Genomic DNA, 25,967 nt, shown 5'->3' on the forward strand with positions numbered 1-25,967 from the left:
AGAGGGAGGATACGGATATGTTCAAGGGAAGCATTGTCGCCATCGTCACCCCGTTCACCAACGGCGCGGTGGACCAGGAGAAACTGCGGGAACTCGTGGAGTTCCAGATCACCAACGGCACCGACGCCATCGTTCCGTGCGGCACCACCGGCGAATCATCGACGCTGGACTATGACGAGCACATGGACGTGGTGAAGATCGTCATCGAGCAGGTGAACAAGCGGGTTCCGGTCATCGCCGGCACCGGCTCCAATTCCACCGCCGAGGCCATCGAGCTCTCCCGCAAGGCCAAGGAGGCCGGGGCCGACGGCGTGCTGCTGGTCACCCCCTACTACAACAAGCCGACCCAGGAGGGGCTCGTCCGCCACTACACCGCCATCGCTGATGCCGTGGCCATCCCCCAGATCCTCTACAACGTGCCGGGCCGCACCGGGGTCAACATGCTCCCCGAGACCGTCGCCCGGCTGGCGCCCCACAAGAACATCGTCGCCATAAAGGAGGCCACCGGTTCGCTCCAGCAGGCCTCGGAGATCCTGGCCCTCTGCGGCGACCAGATCGATGTCCTCTCGGGCGACGACTTCATCACCTTCCCCATGATGGCGTGCGGCGCCAAGGGGGTCATCTCGGTGCTGGCCAACATCATGCCCAAGGCCGTGGCCGACCTGACCGACGCCTTCTTTGCCGGTGATCTGGAGACGGCGCGTCGGCTCCACCTGAACACCCTCAAGATCAGCAACGCCATGTTCATCGAGTCGAACCCGATCCCGGTGAAGACGGCGCTCGGTCTCATGGGCAAGTGCTCCGACGAGGTCCGCCTCCCGCTCTGCCCCATGTCCGAGGGGAACAAGGCGAAACTGACCGCCATCATGAAAGAGTACCAGCTGATTTAACGCGCGAACTGCGAGGTTGATATGACCAAGATAGCTGTCTGTGGCGCCGCCGGGCGTATGGGCCAGAGGATCATCGTTGCCGCCAGGGAGGCTGGCTGCACCATTTCCGGAGCCCTGGAGCGGCCGGGCCACGAGATGGTCGGGCAGGATGCCGGCCTCATCGCCGGCTGCGGCGCCTTGGGCGTCGCCATTTCCGACGACCTCAACGCCGTGGTGGAAGGGTGCGACGTCCTCATCGACTTCACCACTCCCAAGGTTTCCCTCAAGAACCTGGAGGTCTGCGCCCTCAAGAAAAAGTCCATCGTCATCGGCTCCACCGGTTTCACCCCCGAGGAGCGCGCCCTGGCCGTGGAACTGGCCCGGGAGATCCCGGCGGTGCTGGCCCCCAACATGAGCGTCGGGGTCAACGTCTGCTTCAAGATTCTCAAGGACGTGGCCAAGACCCTGGGCGACGATTTCGACGTGGAGATCGTCGAACTGCACCACAACAAGAAAAAGGACGCCCCTAGCGGCACCGCCGTCCGCATGGGCGAGGTGGTGGCCGAGGCCCTGGGCCGCGACTACAACAAGGTGGCCACCTATCACCGCGAGGGAATCTGCGGCGAGCGGACCAAGGAAGAGATCGGCATGCAGACCGTGCGCGGCGGCGACATCGTCGGCGAGCACACCGTCTACTTCATCGGCATGGGCGAGCGGATCGAGATCAGTCACCGGGCCATGACCCGCGACATGTTCTCCCGAGGCTCCGTCCGGGCCGCCCAGTGGGTGGTGGGCAAGGCGCCGGGGTTGTACGACATGCAGGACGTTCTGGGGCTGAAGTAGAAATGCCGCGTGTTGCCAATCTCGGCGTTGTCCGCGCCAGCGCGCGTGCGACGTAGCGCAGCTGCGTCTCCGCGCTCTTCCGTGACGCCTTGACCTTGGCACAATCAACCTTTTTCAGGTTGAAGCGAACGCCATACATCCGAATTGCCGCTTTGAGCGGCATTTCCTTTATCCAATACGAAACCGGAGGATTCATCGACGATGGCAAAGATCAATGACCACTATCTGAAACTCAAGGCCGGCTACCTCTTCCCGGAGATCGGCCGCCGCGTGCGGGAGTTCGCCGCCGCCAACCCGAGCGCCAAGGTGATCCGCCTCGGCATCGGCGATGTCACCCGGCCCCTGGCCCCGGCCGTGATCAAGGCGTTCCACGAGGCCGTGGACGACCTGGCCACCACCGAGAATTTCGCCGGGTACGGCCCGGAGCAGGGGTATGACTGGCTGATCAACGCCATTATCGAAAAGTCCTACAAGCCCCTGGGCGTGGACCTCAAGACCGAGGAGATGTTCATCTCCGACGGCTCCAAGTGCGACTGCGCCAACATCCTGGACATCTTCGCCCTCGACAACGTCGTGGCCATCGGCGACCCGGTCTACCCGGTCTACAACGACACCAACGTCATGATCGGCCGCACCGGCGAGGCCGACGACAAGGGCTACTACAAGGGCATCGTCTACATGCCCTGCACCGAGGAGAACGGCTTCATTCCGTCCCTCCCCACCGAGAAGGTGGACATCATCTATCTCTGCTTCCCCAACAACCCCACCGGCACCGTGGCCACCAAGGCCGAGCTGAAGAAGTGGGTCGACTACGCCATCGCCAACGACGCCGTCATCTTCTTCGACGCCGCCTACGAGGCCTTCATCACCGATCCCGCAATCCCCCACTCCATCTACGAGATCGAAGGGGCCAAGAAGTGCGCCATCGAATTCCGCTCCTTCTCCAAGACTGCCGGCTTCACCGGCGTCCGCTGCGGCCTGGTGGTCGTGCCGGAAGAGGTCATGGGCACCACGCCGACGGGCGAGAAGTACAGCTTCAACAAGCTCTGGCTGCGCCGCACCACCACCAAGTTCAACGGCGCCTCCTACCCGGTGCAGAAGGCCGCCGCCGCAGTCTACTCCGACGAGGGGTGGCAGCAGAACAAAGAGATCATCGACTACTACATGGAGAATGCCCGGATCATTCGCGAGGGCCTGGCCGCCGCCGGCCTCACCGTCTACGGCGGGGTCAATGCCCCCTACATCTGGCTCAAGACCCCCGGCGGCATGAGCAGTTGGGACTTCTTCGACAAGCTGCTGAACGAGTGCAACGTGGTCGGAACGCCGGGGAGCGGATTCGGCCCCAGCGGCGAAGGGTTCTTCCGGCTGTCGGCCTTCGGCCATCGCGAGAATGTGATCGAGGCGGTGGAGAGGATAAAGAAGAATTTGAAGTAGATTAAAGAAGGGCGGCCGATGAGGTCGCCCTTCTTTATTTATCTTCTTGCCGGTGAGATTCCCCTGTTGACGCGGATGTGAATTGTGTTATCTAATAACATATGTTTCGGGAGGTAAGACTGTGGGAGCAACGCTTGTTCTCAGGAACAAGAAAGTCAGAGAAGGGATCATCATCGAATTGGCGGTCTGGATACTCGATGCCCCCGTAGATGGTTGCAGCCACCGATTTAAGTACCGTCTTTTCTGCGGCGTCCTGGAAACCGGTTCATCTTTGGTCAGGTACGACAACGAACGGGGGAAGGGCGACCACCGGCATGTCGTTGATGGCGAACAGCCGTACGTTTTTACCAGTCTGGAGAAGTTGTTCGCTGACTTTGAAGGGGATGTCAGGGAGGTGTTGAAAAAATGAAACGGGACATCAAGATAGGAATCAAGTCCGACGACGAATTCTTTTCCGAGGCACGGGATTTAGCTCGCAGCATCGACAATGGATGGCGGCCGGAGCAGCCGGTGGAACGCCTCTACTTCGAGGACCTCCCCACGCTGCTCAAATACCTCACTCCGAAACGGTTCGAACTGCTCAATACCCTGCACGCCATGGGTCATGTGAGCATCAACGCCTTGGCGAAGAAACTCCACCGGCAGTACCGCAACGTCTTTGACGACGTGAAGACCCTGGAGCGGCTGGGACTGGTGGAGAAGGATGAAGAGAGCCGGTTCTTCGTCCCTTGGGACGAGATTGATGCTACCTTTCGTCTGGCGGCGTAAGGGAGTTAAGTAAACTGTCCCCGGAACTCCCGGAACTCGTCCCAAAGTGTTAAGGAGTGTCACGGCTATGAAAACGAGCGTTAAAACAATAAGCAAGAAACTACAGCACTCTTTGCAAAAAGGAATAACTGAATTGTCAGTTGCTGGCTATAAGTCAATTGGCAGGCTACAAACAATTGATTTAAAGCCGCTTACAATATTATCTGGATCAAATAGCTCTGGTAAATCTAGTATAATGCAACCACTACTACTGTTAAAACAAACATTAGAGGCCGGATATGATCCTGGTCCGTTATTGCTTAATGGACCAAACCTAAAGTATAATTCTGCAAGTGACATTTTGACTCAATGTAAGAACAATAAACTGAATTCATTTTCTGTTGGAATTCGAGTTGCTAAAAATGAACTACTCACTACATCATATAAAAAACAGATTAATAAAGGGTTCAAAATAGACGAAATGACTTACGGTGATAAAAATGAAATTCATTTCAATCAAAGTATGTCGGCATCAGATACAGAAAGAATCGTACCAAACGAATTTAAAGATCTTTACAAAGTATTGCCTAAAAAATACAGGCCAGAGATAGAGTGGCATATTACGCGAAATAGGTGTTTTCTTGAGGCAGTACCAAAGTCTAAAGATGGTTCACAAATGGGACCAAACGTTTCGCCTAGTTCAATTGTCGCAAACGCAATACGAAATATTATTCATTTGCCTGGTCTGAGAGGAAACCCAGCAAGAACATATCCTATTACAGCGGTGGGGAGAAGTTTTCCTGGTACGTTTGAAACTTATTCAGCGAGTATTCTTGCAGACTGGCAAGATAGTAAAAACAATAAATTGAGAGAGCTGTGTGCTGATCTTGAAAGATTAGGATTAACCTGGAAGGTTGCCGCAAGTCGAATTAATGACACTCAAGTTGAACTAAAAGTAGGCCGCCTGCCTCACGCTACTAGGGGTGGCGCAATGGATTTAGTCAATATTGCTGATGTTGGTTTTGGCGTTTCTCAGACGTTACCAGTTGTTGTTGCACTACATGTTGCAGCGCCAGGCCAAACAGTTTATCTCGAACAACCAGAAATTCATCTTCACCCGAGAGCACAAGCTGTAATGGCAGAAGTCATAACTGACGCAGTGAATAGAGGTGTAAAAGTAGTTGTTGAAACACACAGTTCAATATTTCTCTTGACCATGCAGTCATTGGTAGCGGAAGAGAAATTGCCTTCTGACGTCGTTAGCTTACATTGGTTTTCTCGGGATGATGACGGCCTTACGATTGTGACAAGTGCATCACTTGATAGCTCTGGAAGCTTTGGGCAATGGCCTGAAGACTTCGGTGCAGTAAATTTGGAGATCGAAAGTAGATATTTAGATGCGTTCGAGTCTAAATTAGGAGTGGATTCTAGTGGCTGCAAATAAATCTCGTATTTTTGTCGTTGATACTTGTGTGGTTAGGTCAGCTGGGGGCGAAGATGCTGTTTTTCCGACTTCCAAACATTGTAGAGATTTCTTAAAAAATATTTTAACAATCTGCCACCGGGTAGTTCTTACATCAGAAATTGGAACTGAGTGGCATAAGCATGCTTCTGGATTTGCCAGAAAATGGCGAGTACAAATGGAATCGAGAAAAAAAATTTGTCGCCCAATAGTTGCTTCGAGACCTGAATTACTTAAAAAAATCAAGGATCTTCCCTTTTCAGAAGCTGAGCGGGAAGCATTAGAAAAAGATTTCATGTTAATCGAGGCTGCGTTATCAACTGATTGTTGCATTTCTTCGATGGACGAAATCGTAAAGCAACTGCTTGTAAAAGCTGCTTCAAATGTTGGCGAACTTAAACAAATTATTTGGGTTAACCCCGATAAATCTCCTCAAGAGCTTACTGATTGGTTGGCAGAAGGTGCCTTACCATCAAAAGGTCCAACTTTGGGGGAAGGCAAAGGGGACGTTGCTTGCTAATTAGCTGACTCCTGTTACCCTTCCCCCATGCCCCGCCAACCACGCCTCGACATACCAAATATCTTGCATCACGTCATCGTCCGCGGTATCGAACGCCGCGACATCTTTGACGATAACCACGACAGGGCGCGTTTCGTCTCCCGTCTGTCGGAACTTCTCACCCAGAGCGGCACCAGATGCTTTGCCTGGGCGCTCATGTCCAATCACTTCCATCTGCTGCTGATGCCCACCACGGTTCCCCTGGCGCAGACCATGCGCCGCCTGCTCACCGGCCATGCCGTTTATTTCAACCGCAGACACAAACGCACCGGCCATCTGTTCCAGAACCGCTAGAACGAATTCCTGGGACACCATACTCAGTCTCGCAAGGCGGCCAGTCGGCCGCCTTTGCTGTTCCTGCCAATAACCTCGTACAAACAATTCAGCTAGCAAACGAAAATCATGTTTCGTTACATAAGCCTCTTGTCTAATAAACGATGCTGCCGTATAGTTTGTTAGCGCGTTGAGCTATGAAGCTATCGTTACGTAGCAACCGCGCCTAAGAAACGAAAACCCTCCAAACATTACGAGGTGTCCCCATGTTTACGGAAGTATCGCCGCGCGGCGGCAGGCTGGTGGTACAGCAAAAAGGTGCAGAAGGTTACAGCGCTTTTGTGCCACATCCGCTACCGCCCAATCCACCGCTGCAGATCGACGACGAAATGGGATGGCTGATGGAGCGGGCCAACCGTGCCTTGGGCCGGCTGGACGGCTGCACCTATACCCTCCCCAACCCTGACCTGTTCCTCTACATGTACGTGCGCAAGGAGGCGGTGCTAAGTTCCCAGATCGAGGGGACGCAGGCGTCATTGGACGATCTTCTGGAGTACGAAGGAGAGATTGAGGGTAAGAGCTCACCGGACGATATCAATGAGGTGTCCAATTATGTGGATGCCATGAATTACGGCCTGGAGCGGTTGCAAGAGCTGCCCCTGAGTCTGCGGCTGATCAAAGAGATTCATGCCCGGCTGATGGCCGGCATCAGGGGGGGGCACAAGAGTCCTGGCGAGTTCCGGACATCCCAGAACTGGATCGGTGGCACAAGGCCGGGTAATGCCGCCTTCGTGCCGCCGCCGGCCAATGAGGTAGTTACCTGTCTGGGCGACTTGGAGAAATTTCTGCACGATGAGTCAGTTCCGCCGCTGCTCAAGGCTGGCCTGGCCCATGCCCAGTTTGAGACCATCCACCCGTTTCTGGACGGCAACGGCAGAATGGGGCGGCTGTTGATAGCCTTTATTCTCTGCCATGATCAGGTACTGGAAAAGCCACTGCTCTACTTGAGTCTCTTTTTCAAAAAGCACCGCCAGGAGTACTACGAGCGGCTCAACGCGGTCCGGCGAGACGGCGACTGGGAGGGGTGGATCAAGTACTACCTGCAGGGGGTATACGAGATATCGAAACAGGCGACCGATGCCGCCAAAGCGATCATGGACCTGATGGCGCGGGACAGACAGAAGGTAACCGGCCTGGGCAAAGCAGCACCAACGGCGTTGGCTCTTCTGGAGATGCTCTATCGCAAGCCCTACGTCACCATCCCGTACGTGGCGCGGGAACTCCGAATCAGCTCCCCGGCAGCAAGTAAGGCAGTGAACAATCTTGCGGCACTCGGCATTCTGATCGAGGTGAGCGGCAAGAAGCGCGATCGGGTGTTCCTGCACGAATCCTACCTGTCCATCATCCGGGAAGGGACTGAGCTATACCGGTAGGTGAAAGAAAAAAAGGTAGTCATTGCCCGGCCAAGGCATAGTATGCTATAGCTAAAGTGCACCTGAACCGCAGGGAGACCCCCTGCGGTTTTCTTTTGGCAGCAGAAAGAGAGAGTTCATCATGATCAGTACCAGCAACATCAGCTTGGCCTATGGCAAGCGGGTCATCTTCAAGGACGTGAACATCAAGTTCGTGCCCGGCAACTGCTACGGCCTGATCGGCGCCAACGGCGCCGGCAAGTCCACCTTCCTCAAGATTCTGGCGGGTCTGTCCGAGCCCGATTCCGGCACGGTCAGCGTCGGCCCGCGCGAGCGGATTTCATTCCTGAAGCAGGATCAGTTCGCCTTTGACGAGCACACGGTCTTCAATACCGTTATCATGGGCAATCCCCGGCTGTACGAGGTGATGCACGAGCGTGAGGCGATCTACGCCAAGGCGGAATTCTCCGAGGAGGACGGCATCCGCTCCGCCGAGCTGGAGGCTGAGTTTGCCGAGATGGACGGCTACGAGGCGGAGTCCGAGGCGGCGGTGCTGCTGAACGGCCTGGGGATTCCGGAAGAGCTGCGCCACAAGCAGATGAAGGAGCTGGAGGGGGGCGAGAAGGTGCGGGTGCTGCTGGCCCAGGCGCTGTTCGGCAACCCGGATGTGCTGCTGTTGGACGAGCCCACCAACCACCTGGACCTGAAGACCATCACCTGGCTGGAGGATTTCCTGGCCCGGTTCAATAACACGGTGATCGTGGTATCCCACGACCGGCACTTTCTCAACCAGATCTGCACCCACGTGGCGGACATCGACTTCGGCCGCATCCAGGTCTACGTGGGCAACTACGATTTCTGGTACCAGGCCAGCCAGCTGACCCTGAAGCAGAAGCAGGACGAGAGCCGGAAGATCGCCGACAAGGCGGCCGAGCTGAAGGAGTTCATCCAGCGCTTCAGCTCCAACGCCTCCAAGGCCAAGCAGGCCACCTCCCGCAAGAAGCTGCTGGAGAAGCTGACCGTGGAGGAGATGCCGGTGTCGTCCCGCAAGTACCCCTACGTGGTCTTCAAGCCCGAGCGCCCCTGTGGCGACGTCATCCTGGAGATCAGCGGCCTCTCCAAGGAGATCGACGGGGTTCAAGTGTTCAAGGACCTGGACCTGATCGTGGGGAAAGGGGACAAGATCGCCTTTGTGGGCGCCAACAGCCTGGCCAAGACCACCCTGTTCCAGATCCTGGCCGGCGAGCTGGAGCCTGACGCGGGTTCGTTCCGCTGGGGGGTGACCATCACCAGCGCCTACTTCCCCAAGGAGAACGGCAGCTATTTCGACAACGACCTGAACCTGATCGAGTGGCTGGGGCAGTTTGCTCCGCCGACGGAAGGGGAGAGCTTTGCCCGGGGCTTTCTCGGTAGGATGCTCTTCTCCGGCGACGAGGCCACCAAGAAGGCCTCGGTCCTTTCCGGCGGCGAGCGGGTCCGCTGCATGCTGGCGCGGATGATGCTGCTGGGCGCCAATGCCCTGGTGCTGGACGAGCCGACCAACCACCTGGACCTGGAGTCCATCACCGCCCTGAACAACGGCCTGATCGCCTTCAGCGAGGTGGTGCTCTTCAGCTCCCACGACCACGAGTTCGTCAACACCCTGGCCAACCGGATCGTGGAGTTCACCCCCGGTGGGATCATTGACCGGAAGATGACCTTCGACGACTACCTGGAGAGCGCCGAGGTGGCCGAAGAACGGGACCGGCTCTGCCAGGGGCACTGCGACCTGACGCTCTAGGAGCCTGTCGGGGTATCTCTTCCGCGAATATGACCAAACAGCACCTCGTTGCCACTATTATTGCCCGGCTTGAGGCCGATCTTGCCCTGTTCACCGCGGCGGCCCTCCATGCCCATGCCGCTGCTACCCATGAAGAGTGCCAGCCGGATAACAAGTACGATACCACTGCGCTGGAGGCATCCTATGTCGCCCAGGGGCAGGCCAACCGGGCACAGGAGATCCGCCAGAGCCTGGAGGCATACCGCTCCCTGGAACTGCAGGAGTTCGACGCCGGTGCGCCGGTGCGCTTGAGCGCCCTGGTGACCCTGGAGGACGAGGCGGGCAGGACGCGGCGGCTGTTCATCGGTCCCCAGGCAGGCGGGATGAAGCTGGCCGACCCGGCGGGCGAGATTGTGGTCATTACCCCTGCTTCTCCCCTGGGGAACAGGCTGCTCGGTCTTGCGGCGGGCGATGAAGTGCAGGGGGTAGACGCCGGCAAGGGGAAGTTTTACACCATCGTGGCTGTTACCTGAGAAGAATCGTTGGGAGCAGTATGAAGATCTGGATCGATGCCGATGCCTGCCCGCGGGCAGTGAAAGAAATCCTCTTCCGGGCCTCGACCCGGCTGCGGGTACCGCTCTGCCTGGTGGCCAACAGGAGCCTCGCCAAGCATGCCGGCCCGCTGGTGGAGAGCGTGGTGGTGGCCGATGGCTTCGACGTGGCAGACGATTACATCGCCGAGCACGCCGCCCCGACCGACCTGGTGGTAACCGCCGACGTGCCGCTGGCCGCCCGGATCGTGGCCAAGGGGGGCGTGGCGCTCGACCCGCGCGGCGAGCTGTACAGCGAGGAATCCATCGGCGAGCGGCTGGCCATGCGCGATCTGCTGAGCGAGCTGCGCGACACCGGCATGATCCAGGGGGGCGGCCCGGCGCCGTTCAGCATGAGCGACCGCAACCGCTTTGCGTCGGCCCTGGACAGCCTGCTGCATCGCATGCTCAGACGCTAGTCTGTTGCCACGCCTCAGGGGGGGCAAGATTCCCCACGCAATTCAAAAGGCGGCCCTCTCGGCCGCCTTTGCTGTTTCTACTGCCAATCCTTTTCCGTATCCCCCGCAGGTAGCCTACCTTCGAGCGCGCGAGGGGCTAACACAATGGGACCACCACCGGCTGATCGGGTGTATAATGTTAACTAAAGAAGGAGGTGTTCCATAATGACAAACAATCCGATCGTCTGGTTCGAAATTTACGTCCAGGACATGGAACGCGCGAAGAAGTTCTACGAGTCGGTGCTCGGGCTCAGTCTGACCCAGCTGGAGAGCCCGATTCCGGGTATGGAGATCTGGTCCTTCCCGATGCTGGAGAACGCCCCCGGCGCGAGCGGCGCCCTTGTCAGGATGGAGGGAAAGCCTTCCGGCGGTAACGGCACCCTCGTCTACTTCAGTTGCGCCGATTGCAGCGTTGAGGCGAGCAGGGTCGTAGCAAGCGGCGGCCAGATCTTCAGGGAGAAGTTCCCGATCGGGCAGTATGGCTTCATTGCCCTGGTTATTGACACGGAAGGGAACATGATCGGTCTCCACTCGATGGAATGACGGTGAAGAAATCCGGGGAGACCACGGGTAATTCAAAAGGCGGCCGAAGGGCCGCCGTTGTTGTTTTCGGGCGCAGGGCGGCGTGCACAGGGGTTCAAGGGGGCAGTCAGGCTCCAGCTGTTCGGGAATGCAGAGGACAGGCGTGCGACTGATTGAGCAGGTTTTGCAAAAGTATGGCATGATGCCTTCGGGCGTACCGCAATCAAACTACAACCGTTTCTGCCGTGCAGAGAGGAGGACGTTTCCATGTACCAAGAACCGGAGCCGGGGCTCTACCGGCACTACAAGGGGGGTGAGTACCGGGTGGTCGGCACGGCCCGCCACAGCGAGACGGACGAACCCATGGTGGTCTACCGCTGCCTCTACGACAACAATTCCCTCTGGGTGCGGCCATTGGCGATGTTCCTGGGAACGGTGGCCGTGGACGGTGCCGAACGCCCCCGTTTCAGCCTCGTGGCCCCCGACCGGTCCGGCGGACCGGCCGCCGCGGAGCTGATTGCCGGCCTTGGCCTGGAGCGTCATCCGGAGGGTGGCTGGTACCGGGAAACCTACCGGGCGGCCGGGACCATTCCCGGCACGCTTCTGCCGGGACAGGTCGGCGGCGAGCGCTCCTTTTCGACGGCCATCTACTTTTTGCTGGAGCGGGGCGATATTTCGGCCCTGCACCGGATCAGGTCCGACGAATTGTGGCACTTCCATGCCGGTGCGCCCCTGATCGTGCATGTGATCACCCCGGCGGGCGGCAGCTATGCCCTGACGTTGGGGAGCGATCCGGCGTCAGGGGAAACGTTCCAGGCGGTGGTGCCAGCGGGCTGCTGGTTCGGCGCCGAGACCACGGGCGATTATTCCCTGGTGGGGTGCACCGTGGCCCCCGGGTTCGATTTCGCCGATTTCGAAATGGGAAGCCGCGCCGATCTGCTTGGCCGATTCCCGACCCATGCCGGCATCATCCGGCGGCTGACCCGGGACGGGGACTGAAGGGACTGCGAAATTCCGGGTACGACATCCGGACCAAAAAGGAAGGGAGGGGCTTGCTCTTCGCGGAATCCGCCGCGAGGGAAACCTGAGGCACGTTCGAAATCCTCGGCCGTCAGCCTGTCGCGTGTTGCCGTCGAGAAACGCAAACGGCGGCCCGGAGGCCGCCGTTGTCACATCAATATCTGCTTTCAACCGACTAGATATCCCAGTTGTCGATCTTCATTGTTCCGTTCTTGGCCAGGTTCACCTGCATCTTGAACACCCGGTCCAGCAACTGGGGCTCATGCCCCGCCTTGCGGGCCATGCAGTCCCTGGTGGCCATCTCCAGGTACTCGGTGAGGAGGGGCTTGTAGTCCGGGTGGGCGCACTTGGCGATGATCTCGCGGGCGCGGTCCTTGGGGGCCAGGCCCCGCAGGTCGGCTAGGCCCTGCTCGGTGACCAGCACGTCAAGGTCGTGCTCGGTATGGTCAACGTGCGGGACGTGGGGCACGACGCAGGTGATGCCGGTGGGGTCGGTCTTGGTGGGGCGGGCCGACGGGGTGTGCATGATGGAGAGGTAGGCGTTGCGCAGGAAATCGCCGGAGCCGCCGATGCCGTTGATCATGCGCGTGCCGCCGACCAGGGTGGAGTTGGCGTGGGCGTAGATGTCGAACTCCACGGGAGTGTTCATGGCAATGCATCCCAGGCGCCGGATGGGCTCCGGGTGGTTGGCGATGGAGAGGGGGCGCATGATGACCTTGTCGCTGTACTTGTCCCAGTCGCCGTAGAAGCGCTTGAAGCCGTCCACGGAGAAGGAGAGGGAGACGGTGGAGGCGAAATCGAGCTTGCCGGAGTCGAAGAGGTCAAGCATGGTGTCCTGCAGTACCTCGGTCCAGACCCTCAGGCCGGAGAAGGGGCCCTTGGCCAGACCGCCGATAACGGCGTTGGCGATGGAGCCGACGCCGGACTGGAGCGGCAGCAGGTTCTTGGGGAGGCGTCCCGCCTTCACCTCTGCCTGGAAGAAGTCCAGGATATTGTTGGCAATGGCCTCGGAGGTGTCGTCCTGCTCGGCAAAAGCGCGGCCGTTGTCCGGATGGGTGGACTCGACGATGGCGACGATCTTGTCGGTATCGACGCGGACGTAGGGAGATCCGGCCCGGTCATCCACCCGGCTGATGAGGTAGGGGAGCCGGTTGGGAGGGCTGACGGGTTCGATGATGTCGTGCAGGCCTTCATAGTTGGGGATGGCGGTGTTGATCTCGATGATGATCTTGTCGGCGATCTGGACGATCTCGGGGACGGCGCCGCAGGAGGCGGTCAGCACCAGACCGCCGTTCTCGGTGATGGCGGAGCACTCGATGATGGCCAGATCCAGCCGGCCGCCGTTCTCCTTGGTGTAGAAGCCGTACCCCAAATCCTGGGCGAACATTGAGAGGTGGCGGTCACCCATGCGGATGCGGCCGGAGTTGATGCCGGCCTGGATGTTCTTGCCGGTCTGGTAGGGCCAGCGGCGGTCGATCATGTCCAGGGAGGCCCAGCGGTCTTCCGTCTCGACGCCCACGGAGGCGCCGATGAAGAGGTTGAAGCGCAGCTTCCCCTGCAGCCCGTTCTTCTCCACATGGTCCGCCAGGGCGATGGGTACCGCCTTGGGGTAGCCGGCGGGGGTGAAGCCCGACCAGCCCAGGTTCATGCCGTCCTGGAAGAGGGGGATGACCTCTTCTACCGTCCTGATCCGCTCATGGAGATTCGTCTTCCTGATTCTTCTGTGCAATTCCGACACGGTTCCCTTCCTCCTCACCCTGCATTGTGTTGTCCGTGGCACCGGGTTGGCGGTGTCGTCGGTGAATGCGAGCGCTCGACATGATCGAACGTTCGTTCGATTGCATCATAGCAATAGCATTGTCGAGGGTGCAACAATATTCGGTAAACAGTATGTGTAGTGGGATTGGATTTGGCTTTCGGCGGCGGCTTTGATACTCTTTGTCACTGACAACGTAAGGGGGGCGGAACGGGATGACCAGAGCGGACTGTCGCAGCAGGCTGATGGAGGTGGCAACGGAGCTCTTCGCCCAGAAGGGGTTCTACGGCGTCAGCATCCGGGAGCTCGCCCAGGCCGCCGGCGCCAGCATCTCAATGATCTCCTACCACTTCGGCGGCAAGGAGGGGCTCTACGCGGCGGTGCTCCAGGAGCAGTTCGCCTGCTTCGGCCAGTTGGACGACATCCGGGGCCAGGCGGGGGATCCCCTGGCGGTCATGACAGCCTACCTCCGCTGGACCATCCAGCGCCACCGGAACAACCCCCAGCTCCTCCGCTTCTACACCAGTGAACTCACCAACCCAACCCCCTGCTTCGCTGCAATCGTTTCCCCCGCCATCGCCTCCGTGATCCGCCTGCTGGCGGAGAGCATCGAGGCGGGGATGACGCGCGGCCTCTTCCGCCGGGATCTCCACGCCGTGAACAGCGCCCTGGCCCTGGCGGGTATGGTCAACTACTTCTTCCTCAGCACCCTGGCCACGGAGGGGCTCACCAGCCACTCGCCGGACCAGGACGAGGAACTGATCCGCCAGTACGTTGCCATCTTTACCCGGGGGATCATGGCCGACGGCGGGGCCGCGCCGGCATAGGCCCGCAGCCGTCACCTCCGTGCCATCCGGCATCCGGTGGTCAGAGCGCCGCGGTCTCCGCATTCGGGCTTGTAATATCGAAGCAAACTGGGCCACAATGACGCCCGGGAGCTTGTCACTCATGGACATTCTGGCAACCATGGCGGAACGAAAGATCCAGGAGGCAATGGCGCGGGGAGAGTTGAGCAACCTCGTCGGCGCGGGCAAGCTGCTGGCCATGGACGAGGACCTTTCCGGCGTGCCGGCCGAGCTCCGCATGGCCTACCGGATTTTGAAGAATGCGGGTTTTGTCCCGCCCGAGGTGGAGTTGCGCAAGGAGATCGTCTCGCTCCGTGAGCTGGTGAACTCCCTGGAGGAGAGCGAGGAGCGCCGTCAGCGGCGACGGGAGCTGGACTTCAAGCTGCTCAAGCTCGCCATGATGCGTAACCGCCCCATGAACCTGGACGACTTTCCCGAGTACCGGGATAAGGTCGCCGCAAAGCTCGGCGGCGAATAAAGGATAGAAATGAAGATTCAGAAACCGGCCATCGAGGCCCGTCCCAAGATCTACGCGCTTCTGCGCAGCTCCTTTCCCGGCAGCGAGTATGAAGCCGCGCTGGTACAGAAACTCCACGAAAACGACAGGTCCATCCACGAATGGGCCTGCATCATCGGCGGCAAGGTCATCGCCTACATCGCCTTTACCAATGCCTACCATGGCCGCGACGTCTGCGGCCTGCACCTGGCCCCCATGGCCGTGGCCCCGGAGTTCCAGGGGCGCGGGGTAGGGCTGGAGCTGCTCAGGTTCGCCCTGCGCCAGGAGGCAATCAGCAGCCGGACCCTCTTCGTTCTGGGTGAACCCGCCTATTACAGCCGGTTCGGTTTCGAACCGTGCAGCACGCCCATCTGTCCCTTTGACAAGAACAACGAGCATTTTCTGGGCATGCGCAACACGGCCACCGACAGTTTCGTGGTGGGCTATGAGCCCGAATTTACCACCGCCGCGCCGACCGCCGCGACCAAGGGGAGAAAGCGCGGGAGACGGTAAGCTGCGGGCAGACACGCATCCCGGAGACGTCACGTCTCATGAAGAAGGCGGCCACGGGGCCGCCTTTACTGTTATTCATACAACGAGGTCCTTCCCGGCGCCCTCTCAATCCCGCAAATGTTCACGCGCCCAGCTGCACATCTGCTGGAGGATGGGATAAATGCTCATCCCTTTTGGCGTGAGGGAGTATTCGACTTTGGGCGGCACCTGGGGATAGACCTCCCGGTGTACCAGTCCGTCGGTTTCCAGTTCGCGCAGCTGCTGGGTCAGCATCTTGCGCGTGGTGTCCGAGAACTGCCGCTGCAGATCGGAAAAGCGCATGGTCTGTTGGGCCAGGTGCCAGAGGATCGAGGCCTTCCATTTTCCACCAACCACCGCCAGGGTGACGTCGATGCCGCAGGTGTACTCTTTTCCCCGATAGACCAGGCGGTCTGACGATGTCGTGCTCATTGCCGCGCTCCATGATGGTTCCTAAAAAGGAACTATGTATCTTTGAAATAACTACGTATCGAATAAGTACGTAATTGACGGATTAGCACCTATGGGCAAAGATAGCCCAATCGGTTGGGAAAGTGAACCGCAATTTGCACGGGAGGGTAGCGATATGAAGGTGGTCGCGTTTAACGGCAGTCCCAAGGCGGATGGGAATACCTGGCATGCGCTGAAGATGGTGACTGCGGAACTGGAAAGTGAAGGGATCGAAACCGAGATCGTCCACGTGGGCAACAAGGTTGTCCGGGGCTGTATTGCCTGCGGCCAGTGCGCCAAGAACAAGAACGAGCGCTGCGTGCTGCCGGGCGACGAGGTCAACGAGTGGATCCAGAAGATGAAGCAGGCCGACGGGATCATCATCAGTTCGCCGGTCTACTATTCCGCCATTGCCGGCACGATGAAGTCGTTCCTGGACCGGGCCTTTTACGTGACCGGCGTCAACGACGGCATGCTGCGGCACAAGGTCGGCGCGTCGGTGGTGGCGGTGCGCCGTTCGGGCGGCATCCCGACGTTTAACCAGTTGAACAACTTCCTGACCTATGCCGAGATGCTGGTGCCGACGTCCAATTACTGGAACGTGATCCACGGCCGGGCTCCGGGCGAGGCGACCCAGGACGAGGAAGGGGTCCAGATCATGCGGGTGCTGGGGAAAAACATGGCCTGGCTGCTGAAGCTGGTGGAGCACGGCAAGGGTGCGGTCACCCCGCCGGAGCGGGAAACGAAGACGTACATGAGCTTCATCCGCTGATGCCTATGGGAATGTGCATGGCGGCCGATCGGCCGCCAGTGCCGTTTCTTTCGTTGAAATGCGGGAGCCGGCTGAATCACAATGGGAAAGAAGCGTGGTCGCCCGGCGGACACGCACGATCCGCGCGGCAACAACCGGGAAGGGAACACCTGCAGATGCATCGTTTGAAGTATTTGACCGGCTACCCGCCGCAGCTGACGGCCCAGGTGGCACACCTGGTAACGGAGAACCGCCTGGGCGAAGTCCTGGTGCAGAGGTATCCGACGGTGCACGACGTGAGGACCGACCGGGCCCTCTATGACTTCACCGTCGCGGTCAAGAACGAATTCATGCGCACCGCCCAGCCGCTCAGCCGGGTCTTGTATGATGGCAAGATCCATGCGATCAAGAATGCCCTGGGAACCCACACCTTTGTCTCGCGGGTGCAGGGGGGAAAGCTCAAGGCAAAGCACGAGATCCGCATCGCGTCCATTTTCCGGGAAGCACCCCTGGAGTTCCTGAAGATGATTGTGGTGCACGAGCTGGCGCACCTGAAGGAAAAGGAGCACAACAAGGCGTTCTACCAGCTCTGCGAGTATATGGAGCCCCGCTATCACCAACTGGAGTTCGACACCCGGCTCTTCCTGACCCAGGTGGAAATAGCCGGATCACCCTACCTGCCCTGACCCGGGGGTACCGAAGCGGCTGCTTCTTGGCCGTGGCAGTCTCTGCTATGGCCTGATCTCGACCACCGTCCCGTTGGGCGCCGCCTCTGCAATTTCCTCAATCTCTTCGTCGGTTACGGCGATGCACCCCTGGGTCCAGTCCACCTCGGCGTGCGCGGCGCCGACCTGCGAGAGCCCGTTCTTGATGCCGTGAATCATGATGTCCCCGCCCGGAGAGACTCCCATCTCCCGTGCCCGCTTTTTATCTTTTTCGTTCGGATAGGAGATGCGCAGGGACAGGTGATAGCGGCTGCCCTTGTTCCTCCCCTCGATGACGTAGGACCCCTCCGGGGTCTTGTTGTCGCCCTGCCGTTCCTTGGGGCCCACCGGGTTGCCCCCCAGGGCTACCTTGTAGGTCCTGATCACCTCGCCCATTGAGAGCAGCGACAGCCTGCGGTCTTTCTTTTCAATCAGGATTTTGTCCACCGCCCCCTTCCGGGTGGCAATGGCAAATACCTTTTGCTCGAGGATTTTAATCGTTTCCCGCAGGGCGGCGATGTCCTTGTTTCTGTCGTCGAGATCCTGCCTGAGCGCTTCGATGCGGGCCTGCTGCGCGGCAATGGTGCCGTCCTTGAGCACGACGGTGTTGATGCCGAAGATCATCCGCTCGCTGTCCTGCCGGTACCTGCTCTCCGGGAACTCCCTGACCAGCTGTTCGAAGCACTCCAGGGCTTTCTGGTAATCCTTGTGTTCATTCCTGGGATAGGCATGGATGAATCCCTTTTCGAACAGCACCCGGTCTTTCGCGGCGGGATGGGTTTCGCCAATACGGGTATATGCGTCGAGGGAGGCGCTGTAGTTCCCCTGGGAGAACAGGTCGTTCGCCTCCTGGAAGATCGACGCGGCCCGATGGTGGCTGCAGCCGCAGAGAAGCAGCATGCAGCAGATGCAGACCGGGAAAAAGCGCGCAGCCATCCTGTGTCGTGTGAATGTCATAGATGCCGTTACTCCATGGCGGAAGCATCAGGAATATGATGTGCCGGGAACCGGCCGTCCCGGCAGGTGTGAGTGGCTCGAACGGGTTCAGCCGGCGGGCAGCGACGAGACGGGGATTTCGGCCTCGGCACGTCGCTGCCCGGAGCGGAGAGACGCTATTTCCTCATGGATTTCTGGAACACGGCATCGGCCTTTTTCGCCTTTTCATCGGCGAGCCGTTCCCGTTCCTGGGCGGCCTTTTCGGCGCTTTCGGCACGGGTGGTGGCGTCCTGCGCCTCCAGTTTTGCCGCGTCTGCCGCGGCTTTGGCGGCCTGCGCTTCCTGCAGCGCCTGTTCGATCTTCGCGTCGAGCAGGCGCTGGTCGGCCTGTACCTGCTCCATTTCCCTGGATGTCGCGCAGCCGGCCAAGGCAGCGGCGAGAATCAGCGTCACCGAGATTACCGATAGTCTTGTCTTCATAACACATACCTCCTGTTTGTGTAGTGTACTCCGAGGGTTGCCGAGGGACGTCCCGTTGTCCCGCATCACCTCCCTTCGGTTCGATAGGGCGGGGCAGGTCAGATGGTCCTGCCGGGTTCGATCACGATGCCGTCTATGTCAAGGTCGATTTTCAACCGTTTGGCCGCATCCCTGGCCTTGCCGTCGTCACTGAACGGGCCGGCGATGATCCGGTAGCTCGAATCCTTCGACAGCACCCGGGCCGGGATCGGCGGCCCCTGATGGTTGATGATGGCGGCCATCCTCCGGGCTTCCATTTCGTCGCGCATGTCGCCGACCATGACATACCATGCGTCCAGCTTGAGCGCCGGCAGCTCCGGCCTGCCATACAGCGCTGCCGGGTGCTCGATTCTCAGGGGCGAGGCCGCCTCTTGCTCCGCTCCCGGCCTCAGCTCCAGAATAGGGACGGGAATCCCCCGGGCCTCGGCCTGGACTTGTTTGATCTTGTCCCAGTCAAGCGTTCGCGCCGATGCGCTTTCAAAGGATTTCAGCTTCGCATGGATCCGGGCCAGTTCACTGGTGCCCGAATCCTCCAGGGGGGTGTGGGCTTCCATGTAGAGCACGCCGTCGCGCTGGCCGATGAGATAGGGCTGATTGACTATGAGCACCGGGGTGTTGACCGCCGTATCCCGGAACAGCACCTCGATATGTTCCGGATAGAGCCTCATGCAGCCATTGGATGCCTTCAGGCCGATGCTGGCCGGTTTGTTGGTGCCGTGGATCAGGTAGCCCGACCTGCTCAGATAGAGCGCGTAGTCTCCCAAGGGGTTCTCCGGCCCCGGCGGTACCCGGGCAGGGAGAATGTCCCCCTTTTTCCGGTGATCTTCGGCGATGGAGGCGGGCACATACCAGGTCGGCCGGCTGGCCTTGCGCGCCACGCGTGTCGGTCCCTGGGGGGTGGGCCGCTCCTTGGTCCCGATTCCGACCGGGTAGGTCGACACGGCCAGGGCTCCGCCGTTTTCCTTGAACTGAAAGAGCCGCATGGTGGCCAGGTTGATCACGATTCCCTTCCGGGGGGCATCCGGCAGGATGAAGTTCAGGGGCAGGGTAATGCGTTGGCCTGCCTTGGGCAGCCACACATCAACCCCCGGATTGGCTGCGCTGATGGCATTGATGCCCACGCTGAAGTGCCGCGCCACATCCGGCAGCGTATCCCCCTCTTCGAGTTTGACCAGCCCCAGTCGGCCGATGACGTCAGTTCCCGGCGCAACCTGGAACCGGTTCCGTTCAAGTTCGCTTTCAGGGTGGACCGGTGAGAACCAGGCTTGCCGGGTGGCGGCACAGCCCGTGAGGGCAATGACGCAGATGCCCAGGACAGCGGAACGAAGCCAGTAGGCCACGGTTGGCAGCGTAACGATTCTGCGCATGGGTTACACGGGTACCTTTCTGTCTCATGAAAATAAACAAGCCGGGGCCGAATATTCTGTGATAGTTCGGCAACCCGGCTGTCTCGGTGAGACCCTGTAGGCTTTCCGCCCCATCCTCGCGGATGGTTTAGTATTATCGTTTATCACCAGCAGTTGTCGTGCCGTGTTCGTTGTCGATGGGAACCGGCACGATCCGGTGCCTGTTCGGGCGCACCTCTCACTGACTCGCGCAACAAAAAAGCCGGGGCCGATATCCTGTGATATTTCGGCAACCCGGCTGTCTCGGTGAGACCCTGTAGGCTTTCCGCCCCATTCTCGCGAATGGTTGAGTATTGTCGTCTATCGCAACTGATTTTTCCGCATGGATAGCACTGCAATGAGAATTTGTCAACATTTTTCCGGAGTTCGCCGGTGCCGCACACCGATTTCAGAGCGCGACCCATCGGCTGCCGTTGCGGGTAGACCGTCCGGGTGCGGAGCGTGCGTTGCCGGGACATTGGGCCTTGACTGACAAACGCGGAGGATTTTAAGCTTGATGGTGGCGTCGCTTCAACGCCACCTGCCAAACGGGATAGGGGAGATTTATGTTCGACGGTATTTTCTGGGACAACGACGGGGTGCTGATGGAGACCGAGCACCTCTACTACCGTGCCAATGCCGAGGCCCTGGCACGGGTGGGCGTAGAGCTTTCCCTCGACGACTTCTGCCGGATCTCCCTGCGCCGGGGTGAGAGCGTGCTCGATCTCGCCGCCGGGCCGGGGCGGGACGACAGGGCAGCGGATGACCTGCGCCTGGTCCGCGACGAGATATACTTCCGGCTGCTGGGGGAAGAGGCGCGGGTAATGCCGGGGGTCCTTGATACCCTGGAGCGGCTCCACGGCCGGCTCCCCATGGCGATCGTCACCAGCTGCCGGCGGGTGAATTTCCTGCAGATGCACCGTGGGAGCGGGTTGCTCCACTATTTCGATTTCATCCTCACCCGCGAGGACTACGGCGCGTCGAAGCCCGATCCCGAACCGTACCTGGCGGCCTGTGCCCGCGCCGGGCTCGACCCCGGCCGCTGCCTGGCCATCGAGGATTCGGAACGGGGCGTCACCTCCGCGGCCCGGGCCGGGCTTGCCGTGGCCGCGATCCCGGGCACCATGAATCAAGGGGGCGATTTCGGCGCGGCACGGTGGCTGTTGGACGGCATTCACCAATTGCCGCCGCTCCTGAATCTCGACGAAGAGTGAGGAGCACGGTGCCGCCGTGCGGAACTCAAGTCCCGCCCTTGCAGGCAGAGGAGCCATCCGCGTGCAGGTGCCTGAAGAAGAGATAGACCAGCGGCGGCAGAACGAGCAGGTAGGCTGCGGCGAGGAGACGGAAGGTGCCGCCCGCGCCAGCGGCATCGGCATAGCGTCCCACCAGGGGGGCGGTGCAGGCGAACAGGAGCCGGAAGCAGAGGGACTGCAGCGACAGCATCCCGGCCCGGTTGGCCGAGGGGATTTCGTCCTGGACCAGGTGGAGGAGGAGTGGCCCCCGCATCCCCCGCATGGCCGTGAGCAGGTAGTAGAAGAGAAAGCTCCATGCCCCCGCCGTCCAACCCAGCCCCAGGTAGCCGACCCAGACCAGCAGCACCAGGAGCAGGAGCATCGGGCGGTCCCCCAGCCCGGCCCGCACCCGGTGGCTCAGTACGGCAAAGAGGGCCACGACCAGGTTAGCCCCGGCCCAGATCGGGCCGAAGGAGGCGAGGGGCACGCCGCTGTCGCGCATGTAGGGCTGGATCAGCCAGACCGGATAGAAGGAGGCGAGGCCGAGCGCGATGCTGAGCAGGATGGTGGCGCGCAGGCGCCGGTTGCGGACGAAAACGTAGCTGGCCGAGGCAAGTGCCTCCTTCAGATGGCTGGCCTGGTGGTGCCGCTCCCGTGCGGGCTCGGTCAGTCTGCGCGTCAGGAAAAGGGCCAGCACCCAGACCCCCACCTGCAGAAAAAATGGAAGAAGGGGATAGCGGGCATAGAGGACGCCGGCAAAGAGCGCCCCGGCTGCCTCACCGGTCTGGCCGAAAAAGGTGGAGCGCCCTTCGTGGCGGGCATAGGCCGTTTCTTCCCCCTGTTCCTTGAGGGATTCATAGAGGAGTGCACTGTCAGTGCCGCTGATGAACGAGGTGGCAATGCCGAGGAGGATCTCGGCGATAAGGACGTCCCTGAACGATGTGGCCGCCGTATAGACCGCCCATCCCGCGATTCCCAGGGCCGAGGCCGCGGTCAGGGCCGCCCGGTAGCCGATCCGGTCGCTGATATAGCCGGAGGGGTATTCCATCACCGCCATGGCCACGGCGAAGATGCTCTGCAGAAGCAGGATTTCGGACAGGCTCAGCCCGATCTGGTCCTTCCAGAAGAGCGTGATGACCGCCATGGGGAACAGGGTCATCTGCAGGAAGGAGAAGGCATAGAGCAGGGGAATGTTGCGCCGGAGGGAGGTCATGGCTGTGTAGAACATTTCTGGCAGAACATTTCACCGGCAGCGGCGGGTGCCGCCAGCACCAGCAGCACCAACCCGAGGATCGTGTCCCTCATGGTCCTTTCCTCTCCCGTCCCAGGATTACGGCCGGCTTGTCAAAGGACTCGTTCAGCCCCCCCTGCGCACCGTTTTCCCCCTTCAAGCAACCCTCCGGTAGCGTGCCGTCATGACCCGCAGCCACGTGCCGTCGCCGGTCAGCATGTACGAGGTGAGAGTGCGCTCGTCGCGGCTCTTGAGCTCGATCACGTCCCGGAACGCCGTCATTTTCCCTTCGGCGGAACAATCAGGGCCCTCGCTGTTTAGGGTCAAGGTCTTCCCGTCCTTGTCCAGTTCGCCGTCATACACCCAGAGATGGGTCATCATCGACCCGACCCAGGTTCCCACATACCGTTGCTTCTGCGGATTATAGCCTAGGGTAAGCAGCATGGTCGCGTCTCCCCCCCCCGGGCATCCCGCCCGTTCCCTCGGCCAGAATCCAGAGACCTCCCACGGGGCGAACGGTTTCGCTCCCCGTGCATGTTTCGGAGGGTTTGTCCGGTTCAATCAGTGCTTCGGCTTCGTAGGTCCAGTCGCCGACCAGTTGCTGCAGCCAGAGGTGCTCTTGCTGGGGCTCGGCCTGCATCGTCGGCTCATGAATTTTTTCGCCTTGCGACATGACGATCATCTCCTTTCCATGGTTCCATTGTATCACTGTCGCGGCGGGAGGGATGCGGGAAGATGACCTATTCCCTGCTGCGATCCTCCCGCCGGCGGATTGCGAACAGCGGCTCGAAGATGAACTCGTCCCGGCAGACGGGACATCTGCCGGGCGGGGTGAGGCGGTCGCGTTTGGAGAACACGAAGCCGCAGGAGCGGCACTCGGCTGGGGTTATTTCCAGGAACTCCCCGGTGGCGTGAATGCTGAGGCGGATATGCTCCAGGTGGCTGTAGACATCTTTTTCCGTCATGTGTGCCTGCCCCGAGATATCCCTGGCCGAGAGGGGGTGGTTGCGGATCAGCGTGATGACGGCACGGCGTGCCGTTTCCTGCGCGGGACGCGGGACAGCCGGCTTTCTCGCCCTCCGGTTCACGGGGCCTTGCTCCGCCGGTAGCTGATCCGGTCTCTGAAGTAGCCGGAGGGGCATTCAATCACCACCATGGCCACGGCGAAGATGCCCTGCAGGAGCAGGATCTCGGACAGGCTCTGTCCGATCTTCCAGAAGAGCGTGATGACCGCCATGGGGAACAGGGTCATCTGCAGGAAGGAGAAGGCATAGAGCAGGGAGATGTTGCGGCGGAGGGAGGTCATGGCTGTGCCGGGCTCTCGGGTGGTACGGTGTGGTTCGGGAGCGTGCGGGTGATGACAAGGTCTCTCTTGGTGGAGGTCATTGATTCCGCTATCGTGTTCATGGTGCAGCTTCTTTCCGGACACCAAATCAGTATCCTGCCAGGATTTCAATTGCTTCGGGTTCGCCTGTCAGAGCGCAGGGGCGCCCCGAGGGTTCTGGCCTTTGCTGGCTTATTGGTAGCCAGTTCCACATGGACGAATGGATTTGCCATGATCTGATATCCCTTTTGTCTGCGCTGAACCGTCTTGATTCAACTATATCTCGTTCCGGGGGAAGGTCACCACATTGATTGGCTTATTGGATTGATCCCTTGGTCGCAGCGTGGTATATCTGGCAAGCGTCTGAACCACAGGGCCGGCCCTGTGGTTTTTTTGTGGGCGCAGAACGGGAGTGTCCCCATGAATCCGAAAGCATTTTCGTCGCTTCGCCTGAAAGCCCCCATGCTCAGGAACCTGGCCTCCCTCGGCTATGCCGAGATGACACCGATTCAGGCCCACAGCCTGCCGCTCATCCTGGCCGGCAAGGATGTGATCGCCAGGGCCAAGACCGGTAGCGGCAAGACCGCGGCTTTTGGCATCGGACTGCTGTCGCGTCTGGATGCATTATCCTTCCGGGTGCAGGCGTTGGTGCTCTGCCCGACCCGTGAGCTGGCCGATCAGGTGGGCAAGGAACTGCGGCGTCTGGCTCGATTCACCGACAACATCAAGATCTTGACCATCTGTGGCGGTGTTCCCTTCGGGCCCCAGCTGGGTTCGCTGGAGCATGGGGCCCATGTGGTGATAGGCACACCCGGCCGCCTGCTGGATCACTTGCGGCGCGGCAGCCTTGACCTCTCCGCGCTGCGGACCCTGGTATTGGACGAGGCGGACCGGATGCTCGACATGGGGTTCCAGGATGACATCAGTGCCCTGATCGCCGCCGCCCCGCCCAAGAGGCAGACTCTCCTCTTTTCCGCCACCTACCCGGACTCCATTGCCGCCATGAGCGCCGGGGTCCAGAGGGAGCCGGTGGAGGTCAGCGTGGACGAGGTCCATGGGGAGGGGGCCATCGAGCAGGTATTCTACGAGGTGGACAGCGGCCAGCGGATCGAAGCGGTCGAGCGGATTCTCGGGCACTATCGTCCCGAGTCTGCTCTCATCTTCTGCAACACGAAGCTGGAGTGCCAGGAGGTGGCCAATGCCCTGGCCGTCCGGGGGTATGCCGCACTGGCCATCCATGGTGACCTGGACCAGCGGGAGCGGGACCGGGTGCTGGTCCGGTTTGCCAACAGGAGCGCATCGGTGCTGGTAGCAACCGACGTTGCCGCCCGGGGGCTGGACATCAAGGAGCTTTCGGCGGTGATTAACTACGAGTTGACCCGCAATCCGGAGGTCCATACCCACCGCATCGGCCGCACCGGTCGCGCCGGGGAGCGGGGGCTGGCCGTAAGCTTGGTAACGCCCCGGGAAAGCCGTCTGATTGCAGCCATCGCGGATGTGCCCGGCAGCATTATCGCCCGTGGCGACCTGTCCACGCTGGCACCGCTAACGGCGAAGCCGCCGCTGCCCCCCATGGTGACGCTCTGCATCGACGGGGGCCGCAAAAACAAGCTGCGGCCCGGTGATATTCTGGGGGCACTCACCGGAGAGGGAGGTATGCCGGCCAGCGAGGTGGGGAAGATTGATGTGTTCGATTTCTTTACCTACGTGGCCATTGCGCGGCAGAGCAGTGAGCAGGCCTTGAACTTTCTGAGGGGACACAGGATCAAGGGGCGTTTCTTCAAGGTGAGGAAAGCAGTCTGACGATATGGGTTTTCTGGAAGAGAAGCGGGGCATGCGTGGCAATCTGCTGACCATGCC

General features: G+C 60.2%; 28 protein-coding genes, 2 pseudogenes and 2 riboswitches. Of the genes and pseudogenes, 21 read left to right on the forward strand and 9 right to left on the reverse strand.

Annotated elements, in window-relative coordinates; genetic code table 11:
* The first annotated feature begins 17 nt into the window (after positions 1–17).
* From dapA to GS_RS00885, 14 genes are all read left to right on the forward strand, one after another.
* Positions 18–890 (forward strand): 4-hydroxy-tetrahydrodipicolinate synthase, encoded by an 873-nt coding sequence (gene dapA / locus GS_RS00820; RefSeq protein WP_010940835.1) that lies wholly within the window; start codon positions 18–20, stop codon positions 888–890.
* A 21-nt stretch (positions 891–911) separates the two neighbouring features.
* A complete protein-coding gene (gene dapB, locus GS_RS00825) occupies positions 912–1,712 on the forward strand; it encodes a 4-hydroxy-tetrahydrodipicolinate reductase (RefSeq protein ID WP_010940836.1) in 801 nt (266 codons plus the stop codon).
* Between the two features lie 201 nt (positions 1,713–1,913).
* On the forward strand, positions 1,914–3,146 hold the full coding sequence (locus GS_RS00830) for an LL-diaminopimelate aminotransferase (protein ID WP_010940837.1): 1,233 nt from the start codon (positions 1,914–1,916) through the stop codon (positions 3,144–3,146).
* 121 nt (positions 3,147–3,267) lie between these two features.
* A complete protein-coding gene (locus GS_RS00835; protein WP_010940838.1) occupies positions 3,268–3,555 on the forward strand; it encodes a toxin-antitoxin system TumE family protein in 288 nt (95 codons plus the stop codon).
* A complete protein-coding gene (locus GS_RS00840) occupies positions 3,552–3,914 on the forward strand; it encodes a MarR family transcriptional regulator (RefSeq protein ID WP_010940839.1) in 363 nt (120 codons plus the stop codon). The genes GS_RS00835 and GS_RS00840 overlap by 4 nt, the downstream gene beginning before the upstream one ends.
* 67 nt (positions 3,915–3,981) lie before the next feature.
* The gene (locus tag GS_RS00845; protein ID WP_010940840.1) at positions 3,982–5,337 is read left to right on the forward strand and encodes an AAA family ATPase; all 1,356 of its coding nucleotides are present in this window, start codon (positions 3,982–3,984) and stop codon (positions 5,335–5,337) included.
* Complete coding sequence (locus tag GS_RS00850) at positions 5,324–5,875, forward strand: hypothetical protein (RefSeq protein ID WP_010940841.1); 552 nt, start codon at positions 5,324–5,326, stop codon at positions 5,873–5,875. Before GS_RS00845 ends, GS_RS00850 begins: the two co-directional genes overlap by 14 nt.
* Before the next feature lie 63 nt (positions 5,876–5,938).
* Positions 5,939–6,208, forward strand: a complete 270-nt coding sequence (locus tag GS_RS00855; RefSeq protein ID WP_235044935.1) for a transposase — start codon at positions 5,939–5,941, stop codon at positions 6,206–6,208.
* A 245-nt stretch (positions 6,209–6,453) separates the two neighbouring features.
* Complete coding sequence (locus tag GS_RS00860) at positions 6,454–7,620, forward strand: Fic family protein (protein ID WP_010940843.1); 1,167 nt, start codon at positions 6,454–6,456, stop codon at positions 7,618–7,620.
* 121 nt (positions 7,621–7,741) lie between these two features.
* Complete coding sequence (locus tag GS_RS00865; RefSeq protein WP_010940844.1) at positions 7,742–9,379, forward strand: ABC-F family ATP-binding cassette domain-containing protein; 1,638 nt, start codon at positions 7,742–7,744, stop codon at positions 9,377–9,379.
* A 29-nt stretch (positions 9,380–9,408) separates the two neighbouring features.
* Complete coding sequence (locus GS_RS00870; protein WP_010940845.1) at positions 9,409–9,891, forward strand: GreA/GreB family elongation factor; 483 nt, start codon at positions 9,409–9,411, stop codon at positions 9,889–9,891.
* A gap of 20 nt (positions 9,892–9,911) precedes the next feature.
* Positions 9,912–10,367 (forward strand): YaiI/YqxD family protein, encoded by a 456-nt coding sequence (locus tag GS_RS00875; protein ID WP_010940846.1) that lies wholly within the window; start codon positions 9,912–9,914, stop codon positions 10,365–10,367.
* A 204-nt stretch (positions 10,368–10,571) separates the two neighbouring features.
* Positions 10,572–10,949, forward strand: a complete 378-nt coding sequence (locus GS_RS00880) for a VOC family protein (protein WP_010940847.1) — start codon at positions 10,572–10,574, stop codon at positions 10,947–10,949.
* 246 nt (positions 10,950–11,195) lie between these two features.
* On the forward strand, positions 11,196–11,927 hold the full coding sequence (locus GS_RS00885; protein WP_010940848.1) for a cupin domain-containing protein: 732 nt from the start codon (positions 11,196–11,198) through the stop codon (positions 11,925–11,927).
* A 196-nt stretch (positions 11,928–12,123) separates the two neighbouring features.
* Here the strand turns inward: GS_RS00885 and GS_RS00890 are convergent, their stop codons facing one another.
* On the reverse strand, positions 12,124–13,686 hold the full coding sequence (locus GS_RS00890) for an acetyl-CoA hydrolase/transferase C-terminal domain-containing protein (protein WP_010940849.1): 1,563 nt from the start codon (positions 13,684–13,686) through the stop codon (positions 12,124–12,126).
* A 233-nt stretch (positions 13,687–13,919) separates the two neighbouring features.
* On the opposite strand from GS_RS00890, the gene GS_RS00895 reads away from it, so the two are divergent.
* The 3 genes from GS_RS00895 to GS_RS00905 all read left to right on the forward strand — a co-directional run bounded on the left by GS_RS00895 (position 13,920) and on the right by GS_RS00905 (position 15,558).
* Positions 13,920–14,531 carry a TetR/AcrR family transcriptional regulator gene (locus GS_RS00895; RefSeq protein ID WP_010940850.1) on the forward strand — a complete coding sequence of 204 codons (612 nt, stop codon included), beginning with the start codon at positions 13,920–13,922 and terminating at the stop codon, positions 14,529–14,531.
* A 121-nt stretch (positions 14,532–14,652) separates the two neighbouring features.
* Entirely contained in the window at positions 14,653–15,027 is a 375-nt protein-coding gene (locus tag GS_RS00900; protein ID WP_010940851.1) for a DUF1992 domain-containing protein, read from the forward strand.
* Between the two features lie 9 nt (positions 15,028–15,036).
* The gene (locus tag GS_RS00905; RefSeq protein ID WP_010940852.1) at positions 15,037–15,558 is read left to right on the forward strand and encodes a GNAT family N-acetyltransferase; all 522 of its coding nucleotides are present in this window, start codon (positions 15,037–15,039) and stop codon (positions 15,556–15,558) included.
* Positions 15,559–15,663: 105 nt separating this feature from the next.
* Here the strand turns inward: GS_RS00905 and GS_RS00910 are convergent, their stop codons facing one another.
* On the reverse strand, positions 15,664–16,008 hold the full coding sequence (locus GS_RS00910; protein WP_010940853.1) for a winged helix-turn-helix transcriptional regulator: 345 nt from the start codon (positions 16,006–16,008) through the stop codon (positions 15,664–15,666).
* Between the two features lie 154 nt (positions 16,009–16,162).
* On the opposite strand from GS_RS00910, the gene GS_RS00915 reads away from it, so the two are divergent.
* Positions 16,163–16,798, forward strand: coding sequence for a flavodoxin family protein (locus GS_RS00915; RefSeq protein ID WP_010940854.1), 636 nt, complete (start codon positions 16,163–16,165; stop codon positions 16,796–16,798).
* Between the two features lie 155 nt (positions 16,799–16,953).
* Complete coding sequence (locus tag GS_RS00920) at positions 16,954–17,463, forward strand: M48 metallopeptidase family protein (protein ID WP_010940855.1); 510 nt, start codon at positions 16,954–16,956, stop codon at positions 17,461–17,463.
* A 45-nt stretch (positions 17,464–17,508) separates the two neighbouring features.
* Here the strand turns inward: GS_RS00920 and GS_RS00925 are convergent, their stop codons facing one another.
* The 3 genes from GS_RS00925 to GS_RS00935 form a co-directional block, all read right to left on the reverse strand.
* The gene (locus tag GS_RS00925; RefSeq protein WP_010940856.1) at positions 17,509–18,438 is read right to left on the reverse strand and encodes a L,D-transpeptidase family protein; all 930 of its coding nucleotides are present in this window, start codon (positions 18,436–18,438) and stop codon (positions 17,509–17,511) included.
* A 155-nt stretch (positions 18,439–18,593) separates the two neighbouring features.
* Positions 18,594–18,896 carry an Lpp/OprI family alanine-zipper lipoprotein gene (locus GS_RS00930; RefSeq protein ID WP_010940857.1) on the reverse strand — a complete coding sequence of 101 codons (303 nt, stop codon included), beginning with the start codon at positions 18,894–18,896 and terminating at the stop codon, positions 18,594–18,596.
* A gap of 98 nt (positions 18,897–18,994) precedes the next feature.
* Positions 18,995–20,302, reverse strand: a complete 1,308-nt coding sequence (locus GS_RS00935; protein WP_010940858.1) for a L,D-transpeptidase family protein — start codon at positions 20,300–20,302, stop codon at positions 18,995–18,997.
* Positions 20,303–20,367: 65 nt separating this feature from the next.
* A riboswitch (cyclic di-GMP riboswitch) is annotated at positions 20,368–20,444 on the reverse strand.
* A 122-nt stretch (positions 20,445–20,566) separates the two neighbouring features.
* A riboswitch (cyclic di-GMP riboswitch) is annotated at positions 20,567–20,643 on the reverse strand.
* Positions 20,644–20,886: 243 nt separating this feature from the next.
* On the opposite strand from GS_RS00935, the gene GS_RS00940 reads away from it, so the two are divergent.
* On the forward strand, positions 20,887–21,534 hold the full coding sequence (locus GS_RS00940; RefSeq protein ID WP_010940859.1) for an HAD family hydrolase: 648 nt from the start codon (positions 20,887–20,889) through the stop codon (positions 21,532–21,534).
* 25 nt (positions 21,535–21,559) lie between these two features.
* On the opposite strand, the gene GS_RS00945 is transcribed toward GS_RS00940, so the two are convergent.
* The 4 genes and pseudogenes from GS_RS00945 to GS_RS17510 all read right to left on the reverse strand — a co-directional run.
* Positions 21,560–22,765 (reverse strand): MFS transporter, encoded by a 1,206-nt coding sequence (locus GS_RS00945; protein ID WP_010940860.1) that lies wholly within the window; start codon positions 22,763–22,765, stop codon positions 21,560–21,562.
* A gap of 174 nt (positions 22,766–22,939) precedes the next feature.
* A pseudogene (locus GS_RS17790) lies at positions 22,940–23,423 on the reverse strand (DUF1579 domain-containing protein).
* Between the two features lie 100 nt (positions 23,424–23,523).
* Positions 23,524–23,871 (reverse strand): transcriptional regulator, encoded by a 348-nt coding sequence (locus GS_RS00955; protein WP_010940862.1) that lies wholly within the window; start codon positions 23,869–23,871, stop codon positions 23,524–23,526.
* Positions 23,872–23,885: 14 nt separating this feature from the next.
* Positions 23,886–24,089: pseudogene (locus GS_RS17510) on the reverse strand (MFS transporter); the annotation flags it as partial.
* A gap of 438 nt (positions 24,090–24,527) precedes the next feature.
* Here GS_RS17510 and dbpA point away from each other — a divergent pair.
* On the forward strand, positions 24,528–25,910 hold the full coding sequence (dbpA, locus tag GS_RS00965) for an ATP-dependent RNA helicase DbpA (RefSeq protein ID WP_010940864.1): 1,383 nt from the start codon (positions 24,528–24,530) through the stop codon (positions 25,908–25,910).
* Positions 25,911–25,967: the final 57 nt, after the last annotated feature.

The sequence above is a fragment of the Geobacter sulfurreducens PCA genome (genome assembly GCF_000007985.2).
In the GTDB taxonomy this organism is placed as follows: Bacteria; Desulfobacterota; Desulfuromonadia; order Geobacterales; family Geobacteraceae; genus Geobacter; species Geobacter sulfurreducens.

Excerpts from the sequence above, each read along its gene's own strand:
- dapA (WP_010940835.1), top strand. The coding sequence starts at position 18 with ATGTTCAAGGGAAGCATTGTCGCCATCGTCACCCCGTTCACCAACGGC.
- dapB (WP_010940836.1), top strand. The coding sequence starts at position 912 with ATGACCAAGATAGCTGTCTGTGGCGCCGCCGGGCGTATGGGCCAGAGG.
- GS_RS00830 (WP_010940837.1), top strand. The coding sequence starts at position 1,914 with ATGGCAAAGATCAATGACCACTATCTGAAACTCAAGGCCGGCTACCTC.
- GS_RS00840 (WP_010940839.1), top strand. The coding sequence starts at position 3,552 with ATGAAACGGGACATCAAGATAGGAATCAAGTCCGACGACGAATTCTTT.
- GS_RS00845 (WP_010940840.1), top strand. The coding sequence starts at position 3,982 with ATGAAAACGAGCGTTAAAACAATAAGCAAGAAACTACAGCACTCTTTG.
- GS_RS00860 (WP_010940843.1), top strand. The coding sequence starts at position 6,454 with ATGTTTACGGAAGTATCGCCGCGCGGCGGCAGGCTGGTGGTACAGCAA.
- GS_RS00865 (WP_010940844.1), top strand. The coding sequence starts at position 7,742 with ATGATCAGTACCAGCAACATCAGCTTGGCCTATGGCAAGCGGGTCATC.
- GS_RS00870 (WP_010940845.1), top strand. The coding sequence starts at position 9,409 with ATGACCAAACAGCACCTCGTTGCCACTATTATTGCCCGGCTTGAGGCC.
- GS_RS00875 (WP_010940846.1), top strand. The coding sequence starts at position 9,912 with ATGAAGATCTGGATCGATGCCGATGCCTGCCCGCGGGCAGTGAAAGAA.
- GS_RS00880 (WP_010940847.1), top strand. The coding sequence starts at position 10,572 with ATGACAAACAATCCGATCGTCTGGTTCGAAATTTACGTCCAGGACATG.
- GS_RS00885 (WP_010940848.1), top strand. The coding sequence starts at position 11,196 with ATGTACCAAGAACCGGAGCCGGGGCTCTACCGGCACTACAAGGGGGGT.
- GS_RS00895 (WP_010940850.1), top strand. The coding sequence starts at position 13,920 with ATGACCAGAGCGGACTGTCGCAGCAGGCTGATGGAGGTGGCAACGGAG.
- GS_RS00900 (WP_010940851.1), top strand. The coding sequence starts at position 14,653 with ATGGACATTCTGGCAACCATGGCGGAACGAAAGATCCAGGAGGCAATG.
- GS_RS00905 (WP_010940852.1), top strand. The coding sequence starts at position 15,037 with ATGAAGATTCAGAAACCGGCCATCGAGGCCCGTCCCAAGATCTACGCG.
- GS_RS00910 (WP_010940853.1), bottom strand. The coding sequence starts at position 16,008 with ATGAGCACGACATCGTCAGACCGCCTGGTCTATCGGGGAAAAGAGTAC.
- GS_RS00915 (WP_010940854.1), top strand. The coding sequence starts at position 16,163 with ATGAAGGTGGTCGCGTTTAACGGCAGTCCCAAGGCGGATGGGAATACC.
- GS_RS00920 (WP_010940855.1), top strand. The coding sequence starts at position 16,954 with ATGCATCGTTTGAAGTATTTGACCGGCTACCCGCCGCAGCTGACGGCC.
- GS_RS00925 (WP_010940856.1), bottom strand. The coding sequence starts at position 18,438 with ATGACATTCACACGACACAGGATGGCTGCGCGCTTTTTCCCGGTCTGC.
- GS_RS00930 (WP_010940857.1), bottom strand. The coding sequence starts at position 18,896 with ATGAAGACAAGACTATCGGTAATCTCGGTGACGCTGATTCTCGCCGCT.
- GS_RS00935 (WP_010940858.1), bottom strand. The coding sequence starts at position 20,302 with ATGCGCAGAATCGTTACGCTGCCAACCGTGGCCTACTGGCTTCGTTCC.
- GS_RS00940 (WP_010940859.1), top strand. The coding sequence starts at position 20,887 with ATGTTCGACGGTATTTTCTGGGACAACGACGGGGTGCTGATGGAGACC.
- GS_RS00945 (WP_010940860.1), bottom strand. The coding sequence starts at position 22,765 with ATGACCTCCCTCCGGCGCAACATTCCCCTGCTCTATGCCTTCTCCTTC.
- dbpA (WP_010940864.1), top strand. The coding sequence starts at position 24,528 with ATGAATCCGAAAGCATTTTCGTCGCTTCGCCTGAAAGCCCCCATGCTC.